Source organism: Vreelandella lutescens (assembly GCF_014640815.1).
Taxonomy (GTDB): Bacteria; Pseudomonadota; Gammaproteobacteria; order Pseudomonadales; family Halomonadaceae; genus Vreelandella; species Vreelandella lutescens.
The window spans coordinates 662,265-683,546 of the sequence record NZ_BMHM01000003.1 but is presented as its reverse complement, the minus strand read 5'-3'; the positions used below and the strand labels follow the sequence as shown (position 1 = coordinate 683,546).

The window sequence follows — 21,282 nt, the reverse complement described above, 5'->3', positions numbered from 1 at the left end:
GTCGAACCACGTAGCGCGGCGTAACGAATCTTGCGAGGCACGAGCAAATGAGGCACCCGCGAGGGCGGCGATGAGCCGCCTGGATTTGGCCACCGTAAATCATTCAATCTCTGTGCCGCCTTCGGCACCCCTGTCGGGGTGCTTCGCGGGTGCGCTATCGCTTACGCCGCGCTACGGGGTGGCCACCTTAAGTATGGTCGAACCACGTAACTCGGTGTAACGAATGAGCGAGAGCAACGAGCAAATGAGGCACCCGCGGGGCGGCGATGAGCCGCCTGGGTTGGGCCACCGTAAATCATTCAACTTTGGTGCCGCCTTCGGCACCCCTACCGGGGTGCTTCGCGGGTGCGCTCCGCTTACGCCGCGCTACGGGGTGGCCACCTTGAGCGCCTGGGAACCACGTAGCGCGGCGTAACGAATCTTGCGAGGCACGAGCAAATGAGGCACCCGCGAGGGCGGCGATGAGCCGCCTGGGTTTGGCCAACGTAAATCATCACACCTGAGTACCATCTTCGGCACCCCTACCGGGGTGCTTCGCGGGTGCGCTCTGCTTACGCCGCGCTACGGAGCGGCCACCTTGAGANTCACACCTGAGTACCATCTTCGGCACCCCTACCGGGGTGCTTCGCGGGTGCGCTCTGCTTACGCCGCGCTACGGAGCGGCCACCTTGAGAGCCTGGGAGCCACGTAGCGCGGCGTAACGAATCTTGCGAGGCACGAGCAAATGAGGCACCCGCGAGGGCGGCGATAAGCCGCCTGGATTTGGCCAACGTAAATCATCACATCTGAGTGCCACCTTCGGCACCCCTACCGGGGTGCTTCGCGGGTGCGCTCCGCTTACGCCGCGCTACGGGGTGGCCACCTTAAGTGTGGTCGAACCACGTAGCTCGGCGTAACGAATGAGCGAGAGCAACGAGCAAATGAGGCACCCGAGGGGGCGGCGATGAGCCGCCTGGGTTGGGCCAACGTAAATCATCACATCTGAGTGCCGCCTTCGGCACCCCTGGCGGGGTGCTTCGCGGGTGCGCTCCGCTTACGCCGCGCTACGGGGTGGCCACCTTGAGCACCTGGGAACCACGTAGCGCGGCGTAACGAAAGAGCGAGAGCAACGAGCGAAGGAGGCACCCGCAGGGGCGGCGAGTAGCCGCCTGGAAGGTGCCACTGCTGCGTTGCTATAGGTGGTGTTTTAGCGGGATCCAGCGGCGTTGGCGGTGGCTGTCTAGGCCAGCTTCTAGTAGAGCCATGCAACGCAGGGCGTCATCAATATCCACGGGAAGCGGCGCTTTATCACGAATCGCCGTGCTCACCCCTTGGTAATAGGCGAGATAGTCGCCGGGCAGCGTGGGGTGGTCGTGACGGACTAGCGGTGCGTCTTCTCCTTCCCCATCGCGCAGGGTAAGCGTGCCAGGGCTATCCTCTCCCCAGGCAGACGACGGCGTTTCCCCGGCTTTTAAACGATCTTCCTGCGGGTCTAAGCCGTACTTAATGTAGCTACCTTTGGTGCCATGGATACGGTAACGCGGCGTGGGTTCTGCCACTAGCGTACCGGCACTCAAGCTCACACGGAAACCGTCGTATTCTAGCAAGGCGAGGAAGTCGTCATCCGCTTTGGCACTGTCACGGCGTACGCCTAGCTCTAGCAAAATGGCGCTGGGCGTGCCGAATAGCTCGCAGGCTTGATCCAGCAGGTGCGGGCCTAAGTCGTACCAAATACCGCCCCCTGGGGTAGCTTTTTCCCGCCAGCGGTCGCGCACTTCAGGACGAAAGCGATCAAAGCGCGACTCAAAGCCGGTCATGCGCCCTAGCGTGCCTTCCTTTAAGAGCGCTTGAATGGTCAGGAAGTCGCTATCCCAGCGGCGGTTATGAAATACCGAAATCAGCCTTTCCTTATCCACCGCCAGGGCTTTTAGCTGCTTTGCTTCTGAGAGCGTGACGGTAAAGGGCTTATCCACCACTACATGCTTACCCGCCGCGAGCGCCGCTTTGGCTAAAGGGAAGTGGGTATCGTTTGGCGTGGGAATCACGATCAGATCAATATCCTGACGCTTACACAATGCCAGCGCTTGGCTTTCCACCTCCACGTTTGGCAGATCCGCCTTCACTTTGGACTCATCGCTGGAAGAGACAGCCACTAAATCTAGCCCTTCAGTCGCTTGAATCAGCGGGGCGTGAAACGTCTTGCTTGCGAAACCATAGCCAACAAGGCCAACGTTGATGATCGCCTTCATTACAATCCTTAGTCGATGTGACGGTTCAGGTTGGCAAAAAAACAGCCCGTACGAGACGGGCTGTTTGATGGGGAGATTAATCTAGCTTAGACAGGTCGCGCACCGCGCCTTTATCGGCGGAGGTGGCAAGCAGCGCGTAGGCTTTGAGCGCAGGCGTGACTTTACGCGGGCGCTGCTCGACCGGCTTCCAGGCATCTTTGCCTTTGGCGTCCATGGCTTCACGGCGTTTGGCCAACTCAGCATCGCTGAGCTGCACGTTGATGGTGCGGTTGGGGATATCGATCAAGATGGTGTCGCCTTGTTCGACCAAACCAATCGCGCCCCCTGCTGCCGCTTCCGGGGATACATGCCCAATCGATAGGCCCGATGTACCGCCGGAGAAACGACCATCGGTGAGCAGCGCACAGGCCTTACCTAAACCTTTCGATTTCAGGTAAGAGGTCGGGTACAGCATCTCCTGCATACCGGGGCCGCCTTTGGGGCCTTCGTAGCGGATGACGACCACATCGCCCTCTTTCACTTTGCCATCTAACACGTTGGTCACCGCTTGGTCTTGAGACTCCACCACGTGGGCTTTGCCTTCAAATACCAAAATGGAGTCATCGACCCCTGCGGTTTTCACCACGCAGCCATCCAGCGCGATATTGCCGTAAAGCACGGCCAGGCCGCCCTCGCGGGAGAACGCGTGCTCCAAATCGCGGATACAGCCGGTGGCGCGGTCGCCATCGAGACTTGGCCAGCGCGTGCTCTGCGAGAACGCTGTTTGCGTTGGCACGCCACCCGGACCTGCTTTAAAGAACTCAACCACCTCAGGGCTTGGCGAGCGCATGATATCCCACTCATCAAGCGCCGCTTTTAAACTGTCGCCGTAGACGGTAGGAACCGAGGTATCCAGCACGCCTGCCCGGTCCAGCTCGCCCAAAATGGCCATAATGCCACCCGCACGGTGTACATCTTCAATATGGTACTTCTGGGTATTAGGAGCCACTTTACACAGCTGCGGCACTTCCCGGGAAAGTCGGTCGATATCCGACATGGAGAAGTCGACTTCTGCCTCTTGCGCCGCTGCTAATAGGTGAAGAATGGTATTGGTAGAGCCGCCCATGGCAATGTCGAGCGTCATGGCGTTTTTAAACGCCGCCTTGTTGCCAATTGCACGGGGCAACAGGTGGGCCTCTTCGCCCTCGTAGAACCGTTTAGCGAGTTCAACAATGCGGTGACCCGCATTTTCAAACAGTCGACGACGGTCTGAGTGGGTTGCCAGCACGGTACCATTACCTGGCAGCGCTAGGCCCAATGCTTCCATCAAGCAGTTCATGGAGTTGGCGGTAAACATACCTGAACAGCTACCACAGGTGGGGCAAGCACTGCGCTCTACTTCCGCCAGCGTTTCATCATCCACGCTGTCATCGGCCGCCATGACCATGGCATCGACCAAGTCTAGGCCGTGGTTGAGCAGCTTGGTTTTACCGGCTTCCATCGGGCCGCCTGATACAAAAATCACCGGAATATTGAGGCGCATCGCGGCCATCAGCATTCCGGGGGTAATTTTGTCGCAGTTGGAAATACACACTAGCGCATCGGCACAGTGGGCGTTACACATGTACTCGACACTGTCGGCGATGATATCGCGGCTCGGCAGCGAATAGAGCATGCCGTCGTGGCCCATGGCGATGCCGTCGTCCACGGCGATGGTGTTGAACTCTTTGGCTACGCCGCCCGCTTTTTCAATCTCACGCGCCACCAGTTGGCCCATGTCTTTTAGATGCACATGACCGGGTACAAACTGGGTGAAGGAGTTGGCGACCGCAATAATCGGTTTATGAAAGTCGTCATCTTTCATACCGGTGGCACGCCATAGGGCACGGGCGCCAGCCATATTGCGGCCAGCAGTAGTGGTACGGGAGCGATACTCGGGCATGGTGTCCTCTACATCTTTATCATGGCCTGCCGCATACGTGGCAGCAGGCAGTTGAATCCAGCGGTCTTAGATTGTGGCATGAGCGCACCGCTGAGACTAGATGCAGAGGGCAACCAAAGGCCTGTGAGGCCGCCTAGTTGTTAGAAGGTCTCCCACTCCTCTTCTGTGCTCGCTGTGGCCGGCCGTTTGAGCGCCGGACGTGGCTGAGGCGGGTCATTCTCTGGCTGAGTGTCATGAAGTGGTAGGCTAGGCGCTTGGGCATCATTGCGCAGTAACCGTAGTCGCGCCGTTTCGCTGCTCTCCTCTTCTGCCCCTTCTAGCCGGAAGGCAGCAATGACATTCGCTAAGTCCTGCGCTTCGTTCGTTAGCTGCTGGGCAGCACTAGAAATGGACTGCAGCTTGCCAGCGTTCTGCTGAGTGACATTGTCCATTTCAGAGACCGCCGTATTGATCTGGGCGATGCCGCTGCTTTGCTCATCAGAGGCGGTGCTGATCTCTTCCATGATGTCGCTGACCCGCATCACCTGACTGACCACCTGATCGATGGCCTGCTCGGCCTGTTTCACAGCGTCAGCACCACCGGCAATTTCCTGGGAGGAGGTGTCGATTAGGCGACGAATCTCTCCGGCGGCATCGGCACTGCGGCCAGCTAAGTTACGTACTTCATTGGCGACCACGGCAAACCCGCGCCCCTGCTCGCCTGCTCTCGCGGCCTCAACGGAGGCATTTAGCGCCAGAATATTGGTTTGGAAGGCAATGCCGTCAATCACGGTGATGATGTCGTTCATCTTATCGGCGCTCGCGGCAATACGCTCCATACGCTCTACTAATGCCTGCATGCGCTCGCCTGTCTCGCGGCTGGTGGTGGCGTTTTGCATGGCAAGCTGATTGGCCTGACGGGCATTTTCCGTGTTCTGCTGAACCGTCGCGGTCATTTGGTCCATGCTGGAAGCAGTTTGCTGCAGCGAAGAGGCCTGCTGCTCCGTGCGTGAAGCCAGCTCTTCATTTTGCTGCTTAATATGCTCCGAAGCAGGGGTCACGACGTCGACCTTATTGCCCACTTCCGTAATCAGCCCAGATAAGCTGGCCCGCATCGTTTCTAACGACGCCAGCAATTCACCCAGCTCATCATCGCGTTTGAGAGTCACCCGGTTAGCGAGGTTACCCGCTGCAATTTGGAACGTGACACGGCGAGCTTCGTTGAGCGACTTCAGCAGCGATTTCAGGACAGCCACACTCAGCCAAACCATCAAGATAATGCCGAACAACAGAACGCCTAACTGCCCCCACAGTAGCCACTGCTGCTGACGCTCCGCATTGGCCATCAAGGTTTGCGCAGCGGCGCGCTCGTTATCGACTAGCAAATTGATCGTGGCACTTATGCTGTCGGAGGTGGGTTTCACAACATCGTTAAAGGCTTCAAACGCGGCAAACCCATTGCCATCGCGTATCGCGGTAAAGGCTGTTTCAGCACCGGTTAAAAATGTGGCCAAGTGCGCTGTGAGCCCCTGCTGAACGCCACTAGCTTCCGTACGCTGGGCTGTAAAGTCTTGCCAAGTTTGATTGATATCCGCCTGAAGCGTCGTTAATTGTTCTTCCAGTAAGACTAAATCAGCTCGACGCGGGTTACGTACGGCTGGCTCTAACGCCTGAAGTAGCTGTGCGGAGCCCTGCTCAATCTGCTGAAGGTCTGCTATGCCTTCAAGACCCGTTTGGTTCAGGGTACGCAGCCGCTCAGCAGAGCTGGTTAACCCGTAGACCCCAGCCGTTCCGGCCACGGCAAGCAGCACAATGGCGGCAATCACCATTCCCATCAGCTTGGCTTGCATGCTGCTGAAACTAAAGCGTTGCACCCAACCACGCAGCCCGGTGCGGCGTAATGCACCATTATGGAGCTTGAAGCCTCGACTGCGCCCTTGCTGCATCGCGCTATACCCCTTAATAGCGCGAGCGATTGATTTTTGGCCTGCTTTACGGCGAATGGCGGTATAGCCTGCTACGCGATTGCCATCCAGCAGTGGCGCCACGGTAGTATGCACCCAGTAGGTATCGCCGTTCTTGCTACGATTTTTCACCACCCCTTGCCAGGTTTTTCCTTTCTCGATGGTGGCCCACATATTTTTGAAGACCAATGAGGGCATTTCTGGATCGCGAAAAATGCTATGGGGTTCACCCATTAGCTCTGCCTGCGAGTAACCACTAACATCGATAAATGTCTGGTTCACGTAGGTGATCTTCCCCTGACGATCGGAGCGCGAAATCAACACCTGATCATCTGACAGTTCAAGCGCTGTCTGGCTGGATATGCTCATAAAGAACCCCACCTGTTATTTTAAAAAAGGCCTGTTTTGCCTAATGACCCAGCGATGTCCTTTTTACCAAGCCGTTCACTCTAATCACTCTGCTACCTAACCAACGGATATCAGTAGAAAGTATGAGCAAAAAATATGCCACCCAAAGGATGGCATATTCAAATGGTAAAGCATGGTGGTGACTAATGGTGATTAAACGCAGCCGTCAAAAGGCATCCCACTCTTCACTCTCATCGCGCTGACGGTGCTGCTGAGCACTGGGTTGTGACGGTTTGCCGCTTGGCAATCCGGGGGCTCCCTGCTTTACGGCTTTTTGGGCACGGGCAAGCTTTTCACGGGCGGTGTTAATGCTCTCTGCCTGCGCGCCCTCTAAGCGGAAGGCGTCAACAACGTTCGCAAGCTCAAACGCTTCCAGCGCAAGGTTATCTGCCGATGCGGCAATCGACTGCACTTTGGTGGCGTTTTGTTGCGTGACGCTATCCATTTCGGCAATCGCCGCATTGATCTGCCCGATACCGCTGCTCTGCTCATTGGAGGCGGTACTGATGGACGCCATCAGCTCACTCACACGGCTGACCTGTGTCACGACATTCTCAATGGCCTTTTCCGCTTGCTCAACCGCACTGCGACCGCCGCTCACTTCTTGCGTGGTGCTGTCGATCATCTTGCGGATTTCTTGCGCCGCATCCGCACTGCGACTTGCCAACATACGCACTTCGCTAGCCACCACCGCAAACCCGCGTCCATGCTCCCCGGCCCGAGCAGCCTCTACCGACGCATTAAGCGCTAAGATATTGGTCTGAAACGCAATGCCATCGATGACACCGATCATTTCGGTCATCTTTTCGGCACTCTTAGCAATGCGCTGCATACGCTCAACCAACTGCTCCATCTGCTGACGAGTATCCCGCGTGCTGGTGGCATTTTGCTGAGCCAGCTCTGTCGCTTGTCGGGCGTTATCGTTATTTTGCTGAACGGTCGAGGTCATCTCTTCCATGCTAGAGGCGGTTTGTTGCAGCGACGATGCCTGCTGTTCGGTACGGCTCGCCAGCTCCTCGTTCTCGGCGGCAATTTGCTGAATCGCGGGTGTCACGACCGACACGCGGTTTTCTACATCGCCCACGATGCTGGATAAACTGAAGCGCATGGTATCCAGCGAATAGAGCAGCTCCCCTAGCTCGTCATTGCTTTGACGACGCTCCCGCGCCGCTAAGTTACCCGCTGCAATCTGGAACGTCATATAACGCGCGCCCGCCAAACTGCGGAAGACTGATTTCAGGATGAAGACGCTGAGGGCCACCAGTACACACAGGCCAATCAGCAGCAGCACTAGCTGGGCAATAAACATCTGCTGTCGATCATGACGGGCATCATCCATCAGAGCAGCAGCGCCAGCGCGTTCGTAATCCACTAGTTGGCTATTAAGCTCACGAATTTCCGTTGTGGCAGGAAGTACCACGCTATTGAGCGCCTCAAACGCCGCAAACCCGTTGGCTTGGCCTACAGCCTCAATGGCACTGGTAGCACCACCACGCCAAGCGTCAAAGGCAACATTAAACGCCTCTACGCTCTCCTCGGGGGCACTGCTGGTTTGGCGGTACTCTTCCCATAGCTGCTGGGCGGTCTGCGTGCTGCCCGTTAAACTCGCAGACACGGCCTCCATATCTATTCGCCGTGGGTTTCTGACGGCGGGCTCCAACTGCTCCACCGCTAACCCAATATGGCGTTCTATTAACTGCAAGTCAGCCACTGCCTCAAGACCTGCGCGGTTGAGGGTTTCAAGACGATCCCCAGAGGCACTCAAACCATAAAGCCCCAGGCCGCCCGACAACCCGAGCAAGATGAGGGCAACGACCACCATACCGGTCAGTTTTGCTTTTAAGCTGGTGAATTGAAAACGCGCCGCAATACCGCCTAGCCCTCGGCGCTTTAGCGCCCCTTGATGCAAGCCATAGCGACGGGATTTGCCCTTTTCACGTATTTCCGCATACACCCGTTCTGCCAGGGCGATCTGCTTATCCGACGCTTTGCGACGCAGCGACGTGTACCCCACAATACGGTCGCCATCTCTCAGGGGAGCCACCGTTGCGTTGACCCAGTAGTGATCACCATTTTTGCGGCGGTTTTTTACCGTGCCCTGCCAAGTGCCGCCTGATTGAATGGTTTTCCAAAAATCCGCGTAGGCGACTTCAGGCATATCAGGGTGACGAATGAGATTATGCGGCGCGCCGAGCAGCTCATCCCTTGAATAGCCGCTCACCTCCACAAAGGCTGCGTTGGCATAGGTCACGTTACCTTTTAAATCAGAGCGTGAAATAAGCACGGTCTCTTCATCGAGCACGTATTCACGTTGGGTAACGGGCTGGTTGTTGCGCATAGAAGCTCCCCAGGGGCATTATTTTTAATAATTTGATTTTTCTCTATTATCCAGAATTAGCGGGGCACTTAACCAGTAAACAGATGTAAAAAAGCGCCGCTCTCTTCAGAGCGGCGCTTGTAACGATGTTATGGTCTGCCTCAGCTGGCCATCGGCCCGCTATTTGAAGACCACGTTAGCGACATCCCGATAGCGGTTGGCAAAGTGCACCGTCATCCCCTCTTTCAGATAGTCCGGTAGCTCTTCGTAGTCGCGACGGTTTGCTTCAGGCAGGATCACTTCAAAAATATCGCTGCGCCGTGCGGCAATGACTTTTTCGCGGATACCGCCTACGGGTAGCACTTGGCCTGTGAGGGTAAGCTCACCGGTCATCGCCAGCGGGCGAGTGATGGCTTGATGCTTGGCCAACGACAGTAGCGCGGTGGTCATGGTCACCCCGGCGGATGGACCATCCTTAGGCGTTGCCCCTTCAGGCACGTGGAGATGAACAAACGCAGAATCAAAGAAATCTGCATCCGCACCGTACTCCGCCAAATGCCCCAGCGTGTAGCTATAGGCAATATTGGCCGACTCTTTCATCACATCGCCGAGCTTGCCGGTTAGCTTGAAGCCGCGATCTAGCGAATGCACCTTGCCTGCCTCAATCGGCAGCGTGGCACCACCCATGGATGTCCAAGCAAGTCCTGTGACGACGCCTTCGCCTTTCAGGACTTTCTCTTTACGGAAGAGCGGTGCGCCCAGGAACTCTTCCAGGTTTTTGACCGAAACTTTGACGGTCTCGACCTCCTCTTCCAGCAGCTTCACTGCGGCTTTACGTACAATGCGGTGCAGCTGTTTTTCCAACTGACGTACGCCTGCTTCACGGGCATAACCGTCGATCACCTGCTTCAGCGCCGCATCGCTTAGGTTAATGCGCTTTTTCGGCAAGTTATCGCGCTTAAGCAGCTTGGGCCACAGGTGGTGCTTAGCGATTTGCAGCTTCTCTTCGGCGATGTAGCCCGACAGGCGAATCTGCTCCATACGGTCCAGTAGAGGCCCGGGGATGCTGTCTAAGGTGTTGGCGGTGCATACGAAGAGCACCTTGGAGAGATCCATCCGTACGTCGAGGTAGTGATCCAGGAAGTCGACGTTCTGCTCTGGATCAAGCACTTCCAGCAGCGCTGACGCGGGATCACCCTGGAAGGATTGGCCCAGCTTGTCGATCTCATCCAGCATGATGACCGGGTTTTCGACTTCCACCTCTTTAAAGGCTTGAACCAGCTTGCCGGGCATAGCGCCCACATAGGTGCGCCGGTGGCCTTTAATTTCGGCTTCATCGCGCATACCGCCCACCGAGAAGCGGTAGAACTCACGGCCCAGCGCCTCGGCAATGGAGCGCCCAATGGAGGTTTTACCAACCCCAGGCGGGCCCACTAGCAGCACAATCGAGCCACCTACATCGCCCTTGAACGTGCCTTCGGCGAGAAACTCGATAATCCGCTCTTTGACGTCTTTCAGGCCATCGTGGTCGCGGTCGAGCACTGCCCTGGCGTGCGGAAGATCCAGCTGGTCTTGGCTAGTTACCCCCCAAGGTAATGATGTCAGCCAATCCAGGTAGTTGCGGGTTGTGCCGTACTCCGGCGAGCCGGTTTCCAAAACGCTGAGCTTATTGAGCTCATCATCAATGCGTGCCTGCACGCGCTCTGGCACCACTAGGGAATCAAGCCGGTTCCTAAAGGTATCCACGTCGTTTTCGCGGTCGTCTTTGGAGATCCCCAGCTCACGCTGAATCACCTTAAGCTGTTCGCGGAGGAAAAACTCCCGCTGACGCTCCTGCATCTGCGCGTTGACCTGCTCGCTGATTTCGCTTTGCAGCTGTGCCACATCAATCTCTTTACGCAGCAGCGGCAGCACTTTGTGCATGCGCTCGGCGACGGGCAGCGTGGCTAACACGTCCTGCAACTCGGGGCCTTTAGCGGAGGTAATGGCTGCTGCAAAATCCGTCAGCGGGCCCGGTTGATGAGGGCTAAAGCGGTTGAGGTAATGTTTTAGCTCTTCCCCATAGAGCGGGTTGATGGGCAGCAGCTCTTTAATGCCGTTAATGATCGCCATGGCATACGCCCGGGTCTCTTCGTCTTCAGCATTTACGGGCTCTTTCGGGTAGGTAACTTCTACCAAGTATGGCGGCTCTTTTGATAGCCAGCGCTGAATTTTAAAACGCTGCAGGCCCTGGGCAATAAACTGAATTTGCTGATCTTCACTTTTCAGCTTATGCACCTTGACGGCGGTGCCAATCTCAGGAAACCCTTCGTGATCCAGGGACTCAAGACCGTGCTCACCCACAAAGGCCACGCCAATGGTGTGGTGCGGCGTATTACCAACCCGGCGCATGGTCTCCTCCCAGCGCTCGCGGTTGATGACCAGCGGCTGCACCTGGGCAGGAAAGAAGGGGCGGTTGTGAATCGGCAGCAGATAAATGCGTTCGGGCAGCATTTCACTGGCGGGCACTAGTGAGTTAACGCGCTCTCCGTCAGAGCGATAATGCTCACTTTCAGTGCTTTCGTTGCGGGCGTCTTGTGGCTCCTTATCGGTGAGCCACTCATGGTGTTCGTGATCGCGTTCGTAATCCTGGTCGCTCATGCGCCCTCCCATCAACAGTGGTTAGCGGCTTTCGTCGCTTAGCATTGTTAAAGGAATGTGGGCATAGAGCGAAAACTTCAACCCTAAACGTGATTTAGCTCATCACTTGGACATCAGCAATTGCCGTTATGATGGGCTTACGGTTAAGGCTGTAGCAGCGGCGGCATAGGGCGCCCATTCACGCGCCATACGCCGCGAATCACATCAAACTGCAGCTCCCGTGTCCCCAAGGGTAGTCCCAGCCAAAGCGCCGCTACGGTGGGGGCATCATGCCAAATAAAATCGCCGTCGATGCGCTCTAACCAGCGGTGACGCTCTTCCGGTTTATCTAGCGCCGTGATCCGCAGCTCATCTAAGCGGCGAGCATCGAAAAACAGTGCGCCATCCGCCTCTACTTGCAGCCCTAACAGCGGGCTATCGAGTGTGATGGTCGTCACGTCTAATCGGGGGGAGTCACTCAACACCTGTCGTAAATCGGGCTCTAAACGGGCTAACAGACCTTCTGCCATGGGTAGACTGGTGTCTCCCCAGGCCGCTTCTTGGCGCAAACGACGAATGGTTTGACGTACGGCATCCGCGTTTAAGCGGGAAAGCTCGGCTTCTATCCGGCCACTGAGTAGAGGCGTATCAGGGGCTTCGCTAGGCACGCGCACTTCCCCAACCACTAGCTCGCCTTTAAGACGCAGCTCGCTTTCATCCAACTCCATGTGGCTGTGTACGTCCAGGGGCGCAACGTGGATATCATAAGCGGGATAATGAAGCGCTAACTGCTCAATATGCAGGTGGTCGCGCTGGGCAAAGTGGTAGGCGTCATCAATATAGGTGTATCGGCTTTCCAGCGTGGTGGGCCCTAGCGTTAGCTGAGAAAGGCCATCGGTCAAGGTGAGTTGATCCAGCAGCCCACGAAGACGCCAGTCACCAAACATACCTTCTAAGCGGACACGCGCTCCACGCACATCCAGTTCACGACCATTTTGCTGGATAACAAAAGGGGCAAGCGCTAAGCGCAGTTCGGTGTGGCCACTCAATGTTTGATAGCGGCCCTGCCAGCGCGGTACGGAAGGGGCCGAGACTTCACCCACGGCTTTTTGTAGCACGCTATCCAAGCGCGGCAGCAGCGTACCTTCTACATCGGTACTGAGCACACCGTGCCGCGCGCGATATGTGAGTTCCAAGCGCCAAGGTCGGCCTAGCAGCGGTGACAGTACGAGCCGACCGCGGGAGCTCAGCCACCCCTGACGGCTTTCTAATCGGCTCACACGCCACTCACCACGCGCTTCCAAATCCTCCAGCGCTTGGCGGAGACTGCGTTCAAATAGAACGCTGGATAGCAGTTGCGCGACCATCCAAACGACGGCAATCGTCGCGAGGACAGGCACGATCAAACGTTCCTTGCGCATGCTATCTCCTTGAATAGCCTCCCTGCGATACCTTACTCCCTGCATTTCTGCTGGCGGCTAGTTGCTTAACATAACAGGCCATTGGCTCTCTTCATGTCATCCTTTTGATTAATGCAACCAGAACCACAGGTGCATGGTGCTCCAGGCATAAATGCCTGCCATGACATCATCAATCATAATGCCAAAGCCACCGGCTACCCGGCGGTCTGCCCAACGAATGGGCCACGGCTTGAAAACATCGAAAATACGAAAGACCACAAACCCCCAGAGCGCTGCTTCCCAGGAGAATGGCACGGCTGCCATGGTAATCCAATAGCCAACGAACTCATCCCAGACAATACCGGAATGGTCATGCACGCCTAGGTCATGGGAAGTTTTGTCGCACAGCCATACCCCGACCACAAAAGCGACCAGCACAATGCCGAGGTACCAGCCCAAGGTTAGGTCGGCCATCATCCAATAAAAGGGAATGGCGGCTAGCGTACCGAAGGTGCCCGGTGCCCAGGGCACTGTGCCGCTACCTAGGCCAAAGGCAAAAAAGTGAGTGGGCCGTCGCCAAACGCTCGCCGGTGCTCGATTCATTGGGCGCCTCCACAAAAATGCTGCCAGCCAGTGGCGGCTTGAGCGGGCACACCGGTTACCCCTAACGCTTCGCTACAGTGACCAATCACACTCAGTGAGAGCCCACACTCAGCCAATTGCGCTCGCGCTTGTGCCACGTTGTCAGGAGACAGCGTCACTAAAAGCTCGTAGTCGTCTCCCCCCGACAGCGCAGCGGACAATGCCGCCTCACGGCCTAGCGCATCTACTAATCCTTCTACCAAGGGTAGCGCTTCAGGCTCAAGCACAACGCCTACCTGAGAGGCTTCGCGCAGATGGGTTAAATCCGCCAGCAGGCCATCGGAAATATCCATGGCTGCAGTGGCAAGTCCACGCAAGGCAATGCCCGCCGCCAGCCGTGGCTGAGGCATAAGATAGCGCTGTAGCAATGGGTGTGTCAGGTCTCGCTCACCCTGTTGCCACAACGCTAGCCCGCCAGCACCACCGCCTAACGCGCCGGTCACGGCCACTACATCACCCGGCTGAGCGCCTGAACGCGTCATGGCTAACTCAGCAGGCACTTCCCCCATTACCGTCACGCTAATGCTGAGCGCGCCAGAGGTTACATCGCCTCCGGCGAGGGTGGTGGCGTGCTGCTGGCATAACGCATGGAAGCCACGGGCGTAGCCTGCCAACCATTGCTCGGCGGCGGTTTCTTCCTTGAAAACACGCTGATCAAGGGTAAGCGCCATCAGACACCAGCGCGACGTTGCCCCCATGGCGGCCAAATCACTCAGCGCGACCGCCAACGCACGATGCCCTACCGCGTGGGCGGGGGCATCGTGGGGGAAGTGTATGTTCACCACAGAGGTATCAACGCTTACGACAAGCTGTTGGCCTAACTGGGGAATCAATAGTGTGGCGTCATCGCCGCATCCTAGGGCAACGCCATCTGTCGCTTGCGCCTCCTGCGGCGACATCATGTAACGTCGAATCAGATCAAATTCGGCAAGCACAAAGGCCCCTTAAACGCTTGATCAGGCCAGCCGCTTATAGGCGGCGGGCGCTGACTTCGGCACTTCGTAAGCGGTTCGCCAGCTTATCGAGAATACCATTCACGTATTTATGGCCGTCGGTGGCGCCAAATGATTTTGCCAGCTCAACGCCTTCGTTAATCACTACGCGGTAAGGCACTTCCATACGCCGAGAGAGCTCGTAGGCTCCCAGGCGAAGAATGGCCAGTTCCACCGCGTCTAAATCTTCCAAACGACGATCCAGCAACGGCGCAATATCGCGATCTAACTCGGCTTTAAAACGCACCGTGTTATGCAGCAGCTCATGGAACAGCGCTTTGTCCGCGATCTCCATGACTTTTACCCAGTTCTCATGATCTTCTAAATCATCGTCAGCCACTTGGCTACGAAATTCAGCTTCAATCGTGGTAATGGATTTACCGGTCATATGCCACTGGTAAAGTCCTTGTACCGCTAATTCCCTTGCGGCGTGACGCCCCTGCTGTGCCGCAGAGGGCTTGCGCTCACGACGCTCGCTCATTGAGAGTCTCCTACCGGCAGAGCGCGTAGCAGCGATACCATTTCCATCGCGGCCATGGCGGCTTCGGTGCCTTTGTTACCGGCTTTGGTGCCCGCACGCTCAATGGCTTGCTCGATAGATTCAACGGTCAATACGCCATTGGCGACCGGTGTATCAAACTCAAGCTGAAGATGGTTCATCGCTGTATTGCAGCCGCCCGCCACGTACTCAAAGTGCGGCGTGCCGCCACGAATGACAGCACCCAGGGCAATCACCGCGTCTGGTTTCATGACCTTCAGCACACGCTTCACGGCAAGGGGCAGTTCCCACGCGCCCGGCACATGAACGATATGAATATTTTCCACATCCACACCGTGGCGTGTCAGGCTGTCGACAGCGCCTTCTACTAAGCTATCTACGACGTGGTGATTAAAGCGGCCCACCACGATCACGTAGCGTCCATCGACGTCTACAAAAGTGCCTTCAATTTGCGAAAGGGATTGCATCACATTATTCCTGCTGAGAAGTTGGCTCGTCGGCCGTGTCGTTTGGCCCCAGGCGCTCAACCACTTCCAGGTCAAACCCAGAGAGCGCTGAGAATTTCCACGGAGAGCTGAGTAGCCGCATTTTACCCACGCCTAAGTGGCGCAGAATCTGCGAACCAGTACCAATCGTTAAGTAGTTGCCAGACCCATCTGAATCGCTAGTACGCGGTTGACGCACACGATCCAGATAGATATCTAGCTGGTCTTTCAAATCTTGATTCGGGCGTCCGTCATCAATCAGAACAAACACGCCAGCCGGTGCCTGGGCGATTTGGTCAATGGCACGGTGGGCATCCCACCTGCATTGTTCGCCCTTCATCAGGCCCATCACATCGCGCAGGGTGTCGGCTAAATGGACACGTACGGTAGTGGCTTGTTCAGGCGTTGGCTGACCTTTCACCAGCGCCAGATGATGCGCTCCTTGAATACGGTCGCGGAACACATGCAGCGCCAGCTGTCCGTGAACGGTAGATACCTGGGTGGTTTCCACATGGTCTACGGTTTGCTCGTTCACTATACGGTAGTGAATCAGATCGGCAATCGTGCCCATCTTAATGCCATGCGCCTTCGCAAACACTTCCAATTCTGGACGACGCGCCATGCTGCCATCATCGTTCATAATTTCACAGATCACACCGCTGGGGTCAAAGCCTGCCAACGCCGCCAAATCACAGGCGGCTTCGGTGTGGCCAGCACGGCGTAGCACGCCGCCGGGCTCTGCCATGAGCGGGAAAATATGCCCTGGCTGTACGATATCGGACGGCTTTGCATTCGCGGCTACCGCGGCCTGTACCGTACGCGCGCGGTCAGCAGCCGAAATGCCGGTCGTCACGCCTTCAGTTGCTTCGATAGAGAGCGTGAATTTGGTGCCAAAGCCCGAGCCGTTGTCGCGTACCATCAGCGGCAGGTTGAGCTGCTCGCAGCGCTCGCGGGTCATTGGCATACAAATGAGGCCACACGCATAGCGTGCCATGAAGTTGATATGCTCAGGCTTCACCATTTCGGCGGCCATGATGATATCACCTTCATTCTCGCGATCCTCATCATCCATGAGAATCACCATTTTGCCCTGGCGAATATCTTCCACCAGCTCAGCGATCGGGGATAAACCCTCAGAAGAGGAGTGCGCCATGGAATCTCCAAAAAATGTGGTCGCATCGTATGCGATTTCGGGCGTCAGGGTACCTTGCAATGGCAGCTTGCGCTAGTCAGCGTGAGGGGTGGCGATGATCCACCAATCTTGCCCAACGGTTCGCGACTCTTTAATCGTTAAGCGTTTTTGGTCGGCCATCTGGATAATTCCCGGCAGTGCAAAGAGTGGTCTTGCTTCACCGCCTAATAGCGTAGGAGCGATAAACAACTGCAGCTCGTCGACTAAATTCGCCTCTAATAGCGCTCCCGCCAGCGTTGCACCGGTTTCCACCAACAGCTCATTTACCTGCTCATTTTCTGCCAGCCAGCGCAGCATATCCGCTAGCGCAATACGGCCGGCCTCAGCGGGCAGCACCTTAATCTCAGCGCCAGCGGCGGCCAGTTTACGCCGTTTCTCTTCGCTATGCTGATCTGTCGTGATAATCAGCGTGCGCCCTGGTTCCCGCAGGCACGCCGCCGCCAGCGGTAATCGTAGCCGTGAATCCAGAATCACCCTCAACGGCTGGCGCTGAGCGATATCGTCGGCATTGGCCAACGCCAGCTGGTCGGCGCGCAGCGTTAAGCGCGAGTCATCCATAATCACCGATTCTACGCCGCTCAAAATCGCGCTAGAGCGCGCACGTAAACGCTGTACCTGGGCGCGTGCTTGCGGGCCGGTAATCCACTGAGACTCACCCGACCCCATGGCCGTGCGGCCGTCTAAGCTCATGGCCATTTTCAGCCGCACAAAGGGGCGCTGGCGCTCCATACGGGAAATAAAACCAGGGTTTAGCGCGCGCGCATCGGCTTCTAGCAAGCCTACCTGAACCTGGATGCCCGCTGTTTTTAAATGCGCAATGCCACCACCGCTAACCTGAGGGTTGGGGTCTTTCATGGCGACTACTACGCGCGCAACCCCCGCCTGCGCCAGCGCCACCGCGCAGGGGCCTGTTCGCCCGGTGTGGGAACAAGGCTCTAGGGTGACGTAAGCAGTAGCGCCCTGGGCGGCGCTGCCTGCCGCTTTCAGCGCGTGAACTTCTGCATGTGGCTCTCCCGCGCGCTCATGGTAGCCCTCCCCCACCACGCAGCCCTGCTCACTGCTATCAAAGCGCACAATCACACAGCCTACCCTGGGGTTAGGGTCCGTGGTGTAAAGCCCTCGTTTCGCCAACTGAATAGCACGGGCCATAAAGCGATGGTCTGCGGTGGAGAACTCACCCATTACGATGCTCCGTGTGATGAACTATTTCCTGCTATCTCATCAGTAGGCTCTTGGGAGAGCCGATCAATCTCAGCGCGAAATTCATCTAAATCTTGAAACTTGCGGTATACCGAAGCAAAACGAATGTAGGCTACTTGGTCGAGACTACGCAGCGCTTTCATCACGGCTTCCCCAATCTCGCGAGCATTCACTTCACGGTCGCCACGGGCACGCAGCGTTTGGCGGATGCGCTCCACCGAGGCTTCGATGGCCTCAGCACTGACGGGGCGCTTTTCCAACGCCCTTAGCATACCTGCCCGCAATTTCGCCTCGTCAAAGCTCTCGCGGGAGCCGTCGGATTTCACCACCCGAGGCATAATAAGCTCGGCGGTTTCATAAGTCGTAAAGCGCTCGTGGCAATTGGCACACTGGCGGCGACGGCGTACCTGATCGCCTTCCGCCACCAGCCTTGAATCTGTCACTCTCGTATCATTTGCACCACAAAAAGGGCAATGCATGGCAGTCAACCTATTATCAGTACGCACTGGAAGCGGTGCGTGCAGCGTGTCAGCCTGTACGAATAAACCATTGGCAACGCTTAACGCCCTGCCGTTATTCGCCATTTTGTAAACTGTTTTATCGCCTGTTGTCGGCGGCAGCCGTGTCGCCGACCTGACGGCGTAGCTGTGTTATACAACGCATATCACACAGTATTGTAACGATTTGGCACACAAGCTGCAGCGTTTGTCGAAGGTTGATTGATAGGACGCCCTTTATGACCACTTTCGAGCAGACCGTTCACCACTACCTGACCCACCTGTATGGCCCCCGTGCGGGGGAGGTACAGCGGCGGATAGGCCAACATATTGCGCATTTTCGCACCGCCTCAATGGCTGCTCCACCCGCGAGCGCAGCGAATCAAGATGCACCAACATGGAGCGAAAAAGATCAGTGGGTCATCTGTTACGGTGACTCTATTGTGAATGAGGGAACGCCGCCGCTGGCCGTGCTGGACACTTTTCTACAGCGCTACCTAGGGGATGCCATCAGCGGGGTTCACGTGCTGCCCTTTTTCCCTTGGAGCAGCGACGACGGTTTTTCGGTGATTCACTATCGCGAGGTCAATAGCGAGCTGGGCGAGTGGGCGCATATTCAAACGCTAGCCAGCCACTATGACTTGATGGCCGATTTAGTGCTCAATCATGTATCGCGGGAGTCGCTTTGGTTTGTCGATTACCTGACCGGCAGCCTGCCAGGCCGCGACTACTTTATCGAAGTCGATCCGGAAACAGATGTGTCTCAAGTCACCCGCCCACGCAGTAGCCCGCTACTGGTGCCGATCTCCACCCGCCGTGGCATGCGCCACGTGTGGGCGACCTTCTCGGAAGACCAAATAGATCTCAACTTTGAAAATCCGGATGTGCTGTTAGAGTTCGTAGGTATTCTGCTGTTCTACCTACAGCAAGGAGTGCGCATTATTCGCCTGGATGCGGTGGCGTTTTTATGGAAGCGCTTGGGCACTTCCTGCATTCACCTGCCTGAAACCCATACAGTGGTGCGCTTACTTCGCGCCATCGTGGATGAAATAGCCCCAGGTACGCTGCTCATTACCGAAACCAACGTGCCCCATGCCGAAAACATCAGCTACTTTGGCTTAGAGCGCTCAGCGGAAAGCAAGCCCGATGAAGCCCACATGGTGTATCAGTTCGCCCTACCGCCACTGCTGCTGCACACCCTAACCCGTGGCGAAGCGACGACGATGCAAACGTGGTTAAACAGCCTGCCGGTGCTGCCTGAACAGTGCACCTACTTAAACTTCACCGCGAGCCACGATGGTATTGGCGTACGGCCGTTAGAAGGCCTGCTGCCTGACCATGAGCGCGACGCACTGCTGGAGCTGATGCATCGCTTTGGTGGGTTTGTCAGCATGCGCAGCAACCCTGATGGCAGCGATACACCCTACGAGATCAACATTACTTGGTTTGAAGCCATGCGCGGCACCCGCCGCGGGCCAGACCCGTGGCAAATTGCGCGTTTTCTATGCAGCCAAGCGATCATGCTCAGCCTGCAAGGAATACCCGCGCTCTATATTCATACGCTCACCGGCACGCTAAACGATGTCGAAGGCGTGGAGCGCAGCGGCCGCTTACGCTCGATTAACCGTCGCCGCTGGCAGCTTGATGAGCTAGCGCTGCTGCTGGAGAGCCCTTCCACCCCCACCCATGACGTTTTTCGAGCGCTTCACCGGCTACTGGAACAGCGTCGCCAAGAGCCCTGCTTCCACCCCAACGCGCCACAGCGCGTGATAGAAACGCCGCCTGAACTGCTAGCCATTGAGCGCGGCCCGCTTACTCATGGTCGACGTCTACTCGCGCTGTATAACGTCACCGATGGTAAGTTTGACCTCGCCCACGCAGGCGATGCCCTGAACCAAACGCTCACTCAGCACCACTGGCAGCCGCTAGACCCGCTGACAGCTCACCACGAGGAAACGCTGCCGCCTTATGCCGTGCGCTGGCTGGTTGCTGACGCGTAACCCTTGCGACATAACGACTCAGGGCAACGCGAGATAATCGTTAAATAATCTTACTCTGACACACTCACGCTAAACCACCGGAGAGAGCGTGAGTGATGATGCTGCAGCAAAGCGTTGCGATTGGGCCAATGGGGTTTAGTCTGCATCAATTGATGATTGGATTTGCCTTTTTACTGGCCCTGCTAACGGGTGCGCTGATTGGCCAGCGGCATCGTGTGGCGGTCAGCGATACGCTATTTACCTTACTATTTGTGGCAATGGTGGCCGCACGCCTCGTCTTTGTGGTGCGCTACTGGAGCGACTATGATGGCGTTCTGTCGCGTTTGGATATTCGCGATGGCGGCTTCGATATACTGGGTGGCATAGTGGCGGCCCTTGGCTATGCGGGCTGGGCAATGTGGCGCTCATCGCGCCAGCGAGTGCCGCTTGCGGGGGCACTTTTAGTAGGCGGTTTGGCTTGGGGTTTGACAGCTGGCAGTACGCTCCTGATCGAACAGCAGGCTCGTCCACTGCCCACAACACCGCTTGCAACGCTCAGCGGCGAGCCTATTACCCTGCCTGAACTTGCTCAGCAGCAGCAAAAGCCCATGGTGATTAACCTATGGGCAAGCTGGTGCCCGCCGTGTATTCGTGAAATGCCGGTGTTTGAAGAGGCTCAGCAGCAGGCGCAAGACATCACCTTTGTGTTCGTTAACCAAGGTGAAAGCCTTCAACACATTCATGCGTTTATGAGCGAACACACCTTTGATTTGAATAATGTATGGCAAGACCCACGCAATGCCCTAGGCCAAACCACCGGGGCCCATGCCATGCCCACAACGCTTTACTACAACGCAGATGGTCAGCTCGTTAGCACCAATTTTGGCGAGCTTTCCCGTGCCACTTTGCAAGATGGCCTCACACGTATTCGTTAATATGTTTTACCTCTCGGCACCCACA

The 21,282-nt window shown here is 56.7% G+C and carries 15 protein-coding genes; 2 read left to right on the top strand and 13 right to left on the bottom strand.

Annotated features, from left to right (window positions below):
• Positions 1 to 1,172 precede the first annotated feature (1,172 nt).
• From IEW65_RS10640 to nrdR, 13 genes are all read right to left on the bottom strand, one after another.
• Positions 1,173 to 2,228, bottom strand: coding sequence for an oxidoreductase (locus IEW65_RS10640; protein ID WP_188639438.1), 1,056 nt, complete (start codon positions 2,226 to 2,228; stop codon positions 1,173 to 1,175).
• A gap of 76 nt (positions 2,229 to 2,304) precedes the next feature.
• Positions 2,305 to 4,149: a dihydroxy-acid dehydratase gene (gene ilvD, locus IEW65_RS10635; protein WP_188639437.1), complete on the bottom strand. Its 1,845-nt coding sequence runs from the start codon at positions 4,147 to 4,149 to the stop codon at positions 2,305 to 2,307.
• A 140-nt stretch (positions 4,150 to 4,289) separates the two neighbouring features.
• Positions 4,290 to 6,461, bottom strand: coding sequence for a methyl-accepting chemotaxis protein (locus tag IEW65_RS10630; RefSeq protein WP_188639436.1), 2,172 nt, complete (start codon positions 6,459 to 6,461; stop codon positions 4,290 to 4,292).
• A 205-nt stretch (positions 6,462 to 6,666) separates the two neighbouring features.
• Entirely contained in the window at positions 6,667 to 8,838 is a 2,172-nt protein-coding gene (locus IEW65_RS10625) for a methyl-accepting chemotaxis protein (RefSeq protein WP_188639435.1), read from the bottom strand.
• 159 nt (positions 8,839 to 8,997) lie between these two features.
• Complete coding sequence (gene lon / locus IEW65_RS10620) at positions 8,998 to 11,457, bottom strand: endopeptidase La (RefSeq protein ID WP_188639434.1); 2,460 nt, start codon at positions 11,455 to 11,457, stop codon at positions 8,998 to 9,000.
• A gap of 143 nt (positions 11,458 to 11,600) precedes the next feature.
• Positions 11,601 to 12,857: a DUF945 family protein gene (locus tag IEW65_RS10615; RefSeq protein ID WP_188639433.1), complete on the bottom strand. Its 1,257-nt coding sequence runs from the start codon at positions 12,855 to 12,857 to the stop codon at positions 11,601 to 11,603.
• Between the two features lie 108 nt (positions 12,858 to 12,965).
• A complete protein-coding gene (locus tag IEW65_RS10610; RefSeq protein WP_188639432.1) occupies positions 12,966 to 13,439 on the bottom strand; it encodes a phosphatidylglycerophosphatase A family protein in 474 nt (157 codons plus the stop codon).
• On the bottom strand, positions 13,436 to 14,413 hold the full coding sequence (gene thiL / locus IEW65_RS10605; protein WP_188639431.1) for a thiamine-phosphate kinase: 978 nt from the start codon (positions 14,411 to 14,413) through the stop codon (positions 13,436 to 13,438). The genes IEW65_RS10610 and thiL overlap by 4 nt, the downstream gene beginning before the upstream one ends.
• Before the next feature lie 34 nt (positions 14,414 to 14,447).
• Positions 14,448 to 14,951, bottom strand: a complete 504-nt coding sequence (nusB, locus tag IEW65_RS10600; RefSeq protein ID WP_188639430.1) for a transcription antitermination factor NusB — start codon at positions 14,949 to 14,951, stop codon at positions 14,448 to 14,450.
• Positions 14,948 to 15,436, bottom strand: coding sequence for a 6,7-dimethyl-8-ribityllumazine synthase (gene ribH, locus IEW65_RS10595; protein ID WP_188639429.1), 489 nt, complete (start codon positions 15,434 to 15,436; stop codon positions 14,948 to 14,950). Before ribH ends, nusB begins: the two co-directional genes overlap by 4 nt.
• 4 nt (positions 15,437 to 15,440) lie before the next feature.
• On the bottom strand, positions 15,441 to 16,607 hold the full coding sequence (gene ribBA, locus IEW65_RS10590; protein ID WP_188639428.1) for a bifunctional 3,4-dihydroxy-2-butanone-4-phosphate synthase/GTP cyclohydrolase II: 1,167 nt from the start codon (positions 16,605 to 16,607) through the stop codon (positions 15,441 to 15,443).
• Between the two features lie 72 nt (positions 16,608 to 16,679).
• On the bottom strand, positions 16,680 to 17,828 hold the full coding sequence (ribD, locus tag IEW65_RS10585) for a bifunctional diaminohydroxyphosphoribosylaminopyrimidine deaminase/5-amino-6-(5-phosphoribosylamino)uracil reductase RibD (protein WP_188639427.1): 1,149 nt from the start codon (positions 17,826 to 17,828) through the stop codon (positions 16,680 to 16,682).
• Entirely contained in the window at positions 17,828 to 18,325 is a 498-nt protein-coding gene (gene nrdR, locus IEW65_RS10580) for a transcriptional regulator NrdR (protein ID WP_188639426.1), read from the bottom strand. The genes ribD and nrdR overlap by 1 nt, the downstream gene beginning before the upstream one ends.
• 257 nt (positions 18,326 to 18,582) lie before the next feature.
• On the opposite strand from nrdR, the gene IEW65_RS10575 reads away from it, so the two are divergent.
• A complete protein-coding gene (locus IEW65_RS10575) occupies positions 18,583 to 20,343 on the top strand; it encodes a sugar phosphorylase (RefSeq protein WP_188639425.1) in 1,761 nt (586 codons plus the stop codon).
• 98 nt (positions 20,344 to 20,441) lie between these two features.
• Positions 20,442 to 21,257 (top strand): TlpA disulfide reductase family protein, encoded by an 816-nt coding sequence (locus IEW65_RS10570; protein WP_188639473.1) that lies wholly within the window; start codon positions 20,442 to 20,444, stop codon positions 21,255 to 21,257.
• Positions 21,258 to 21,282 lie beyond the last annotated feature (25 nt).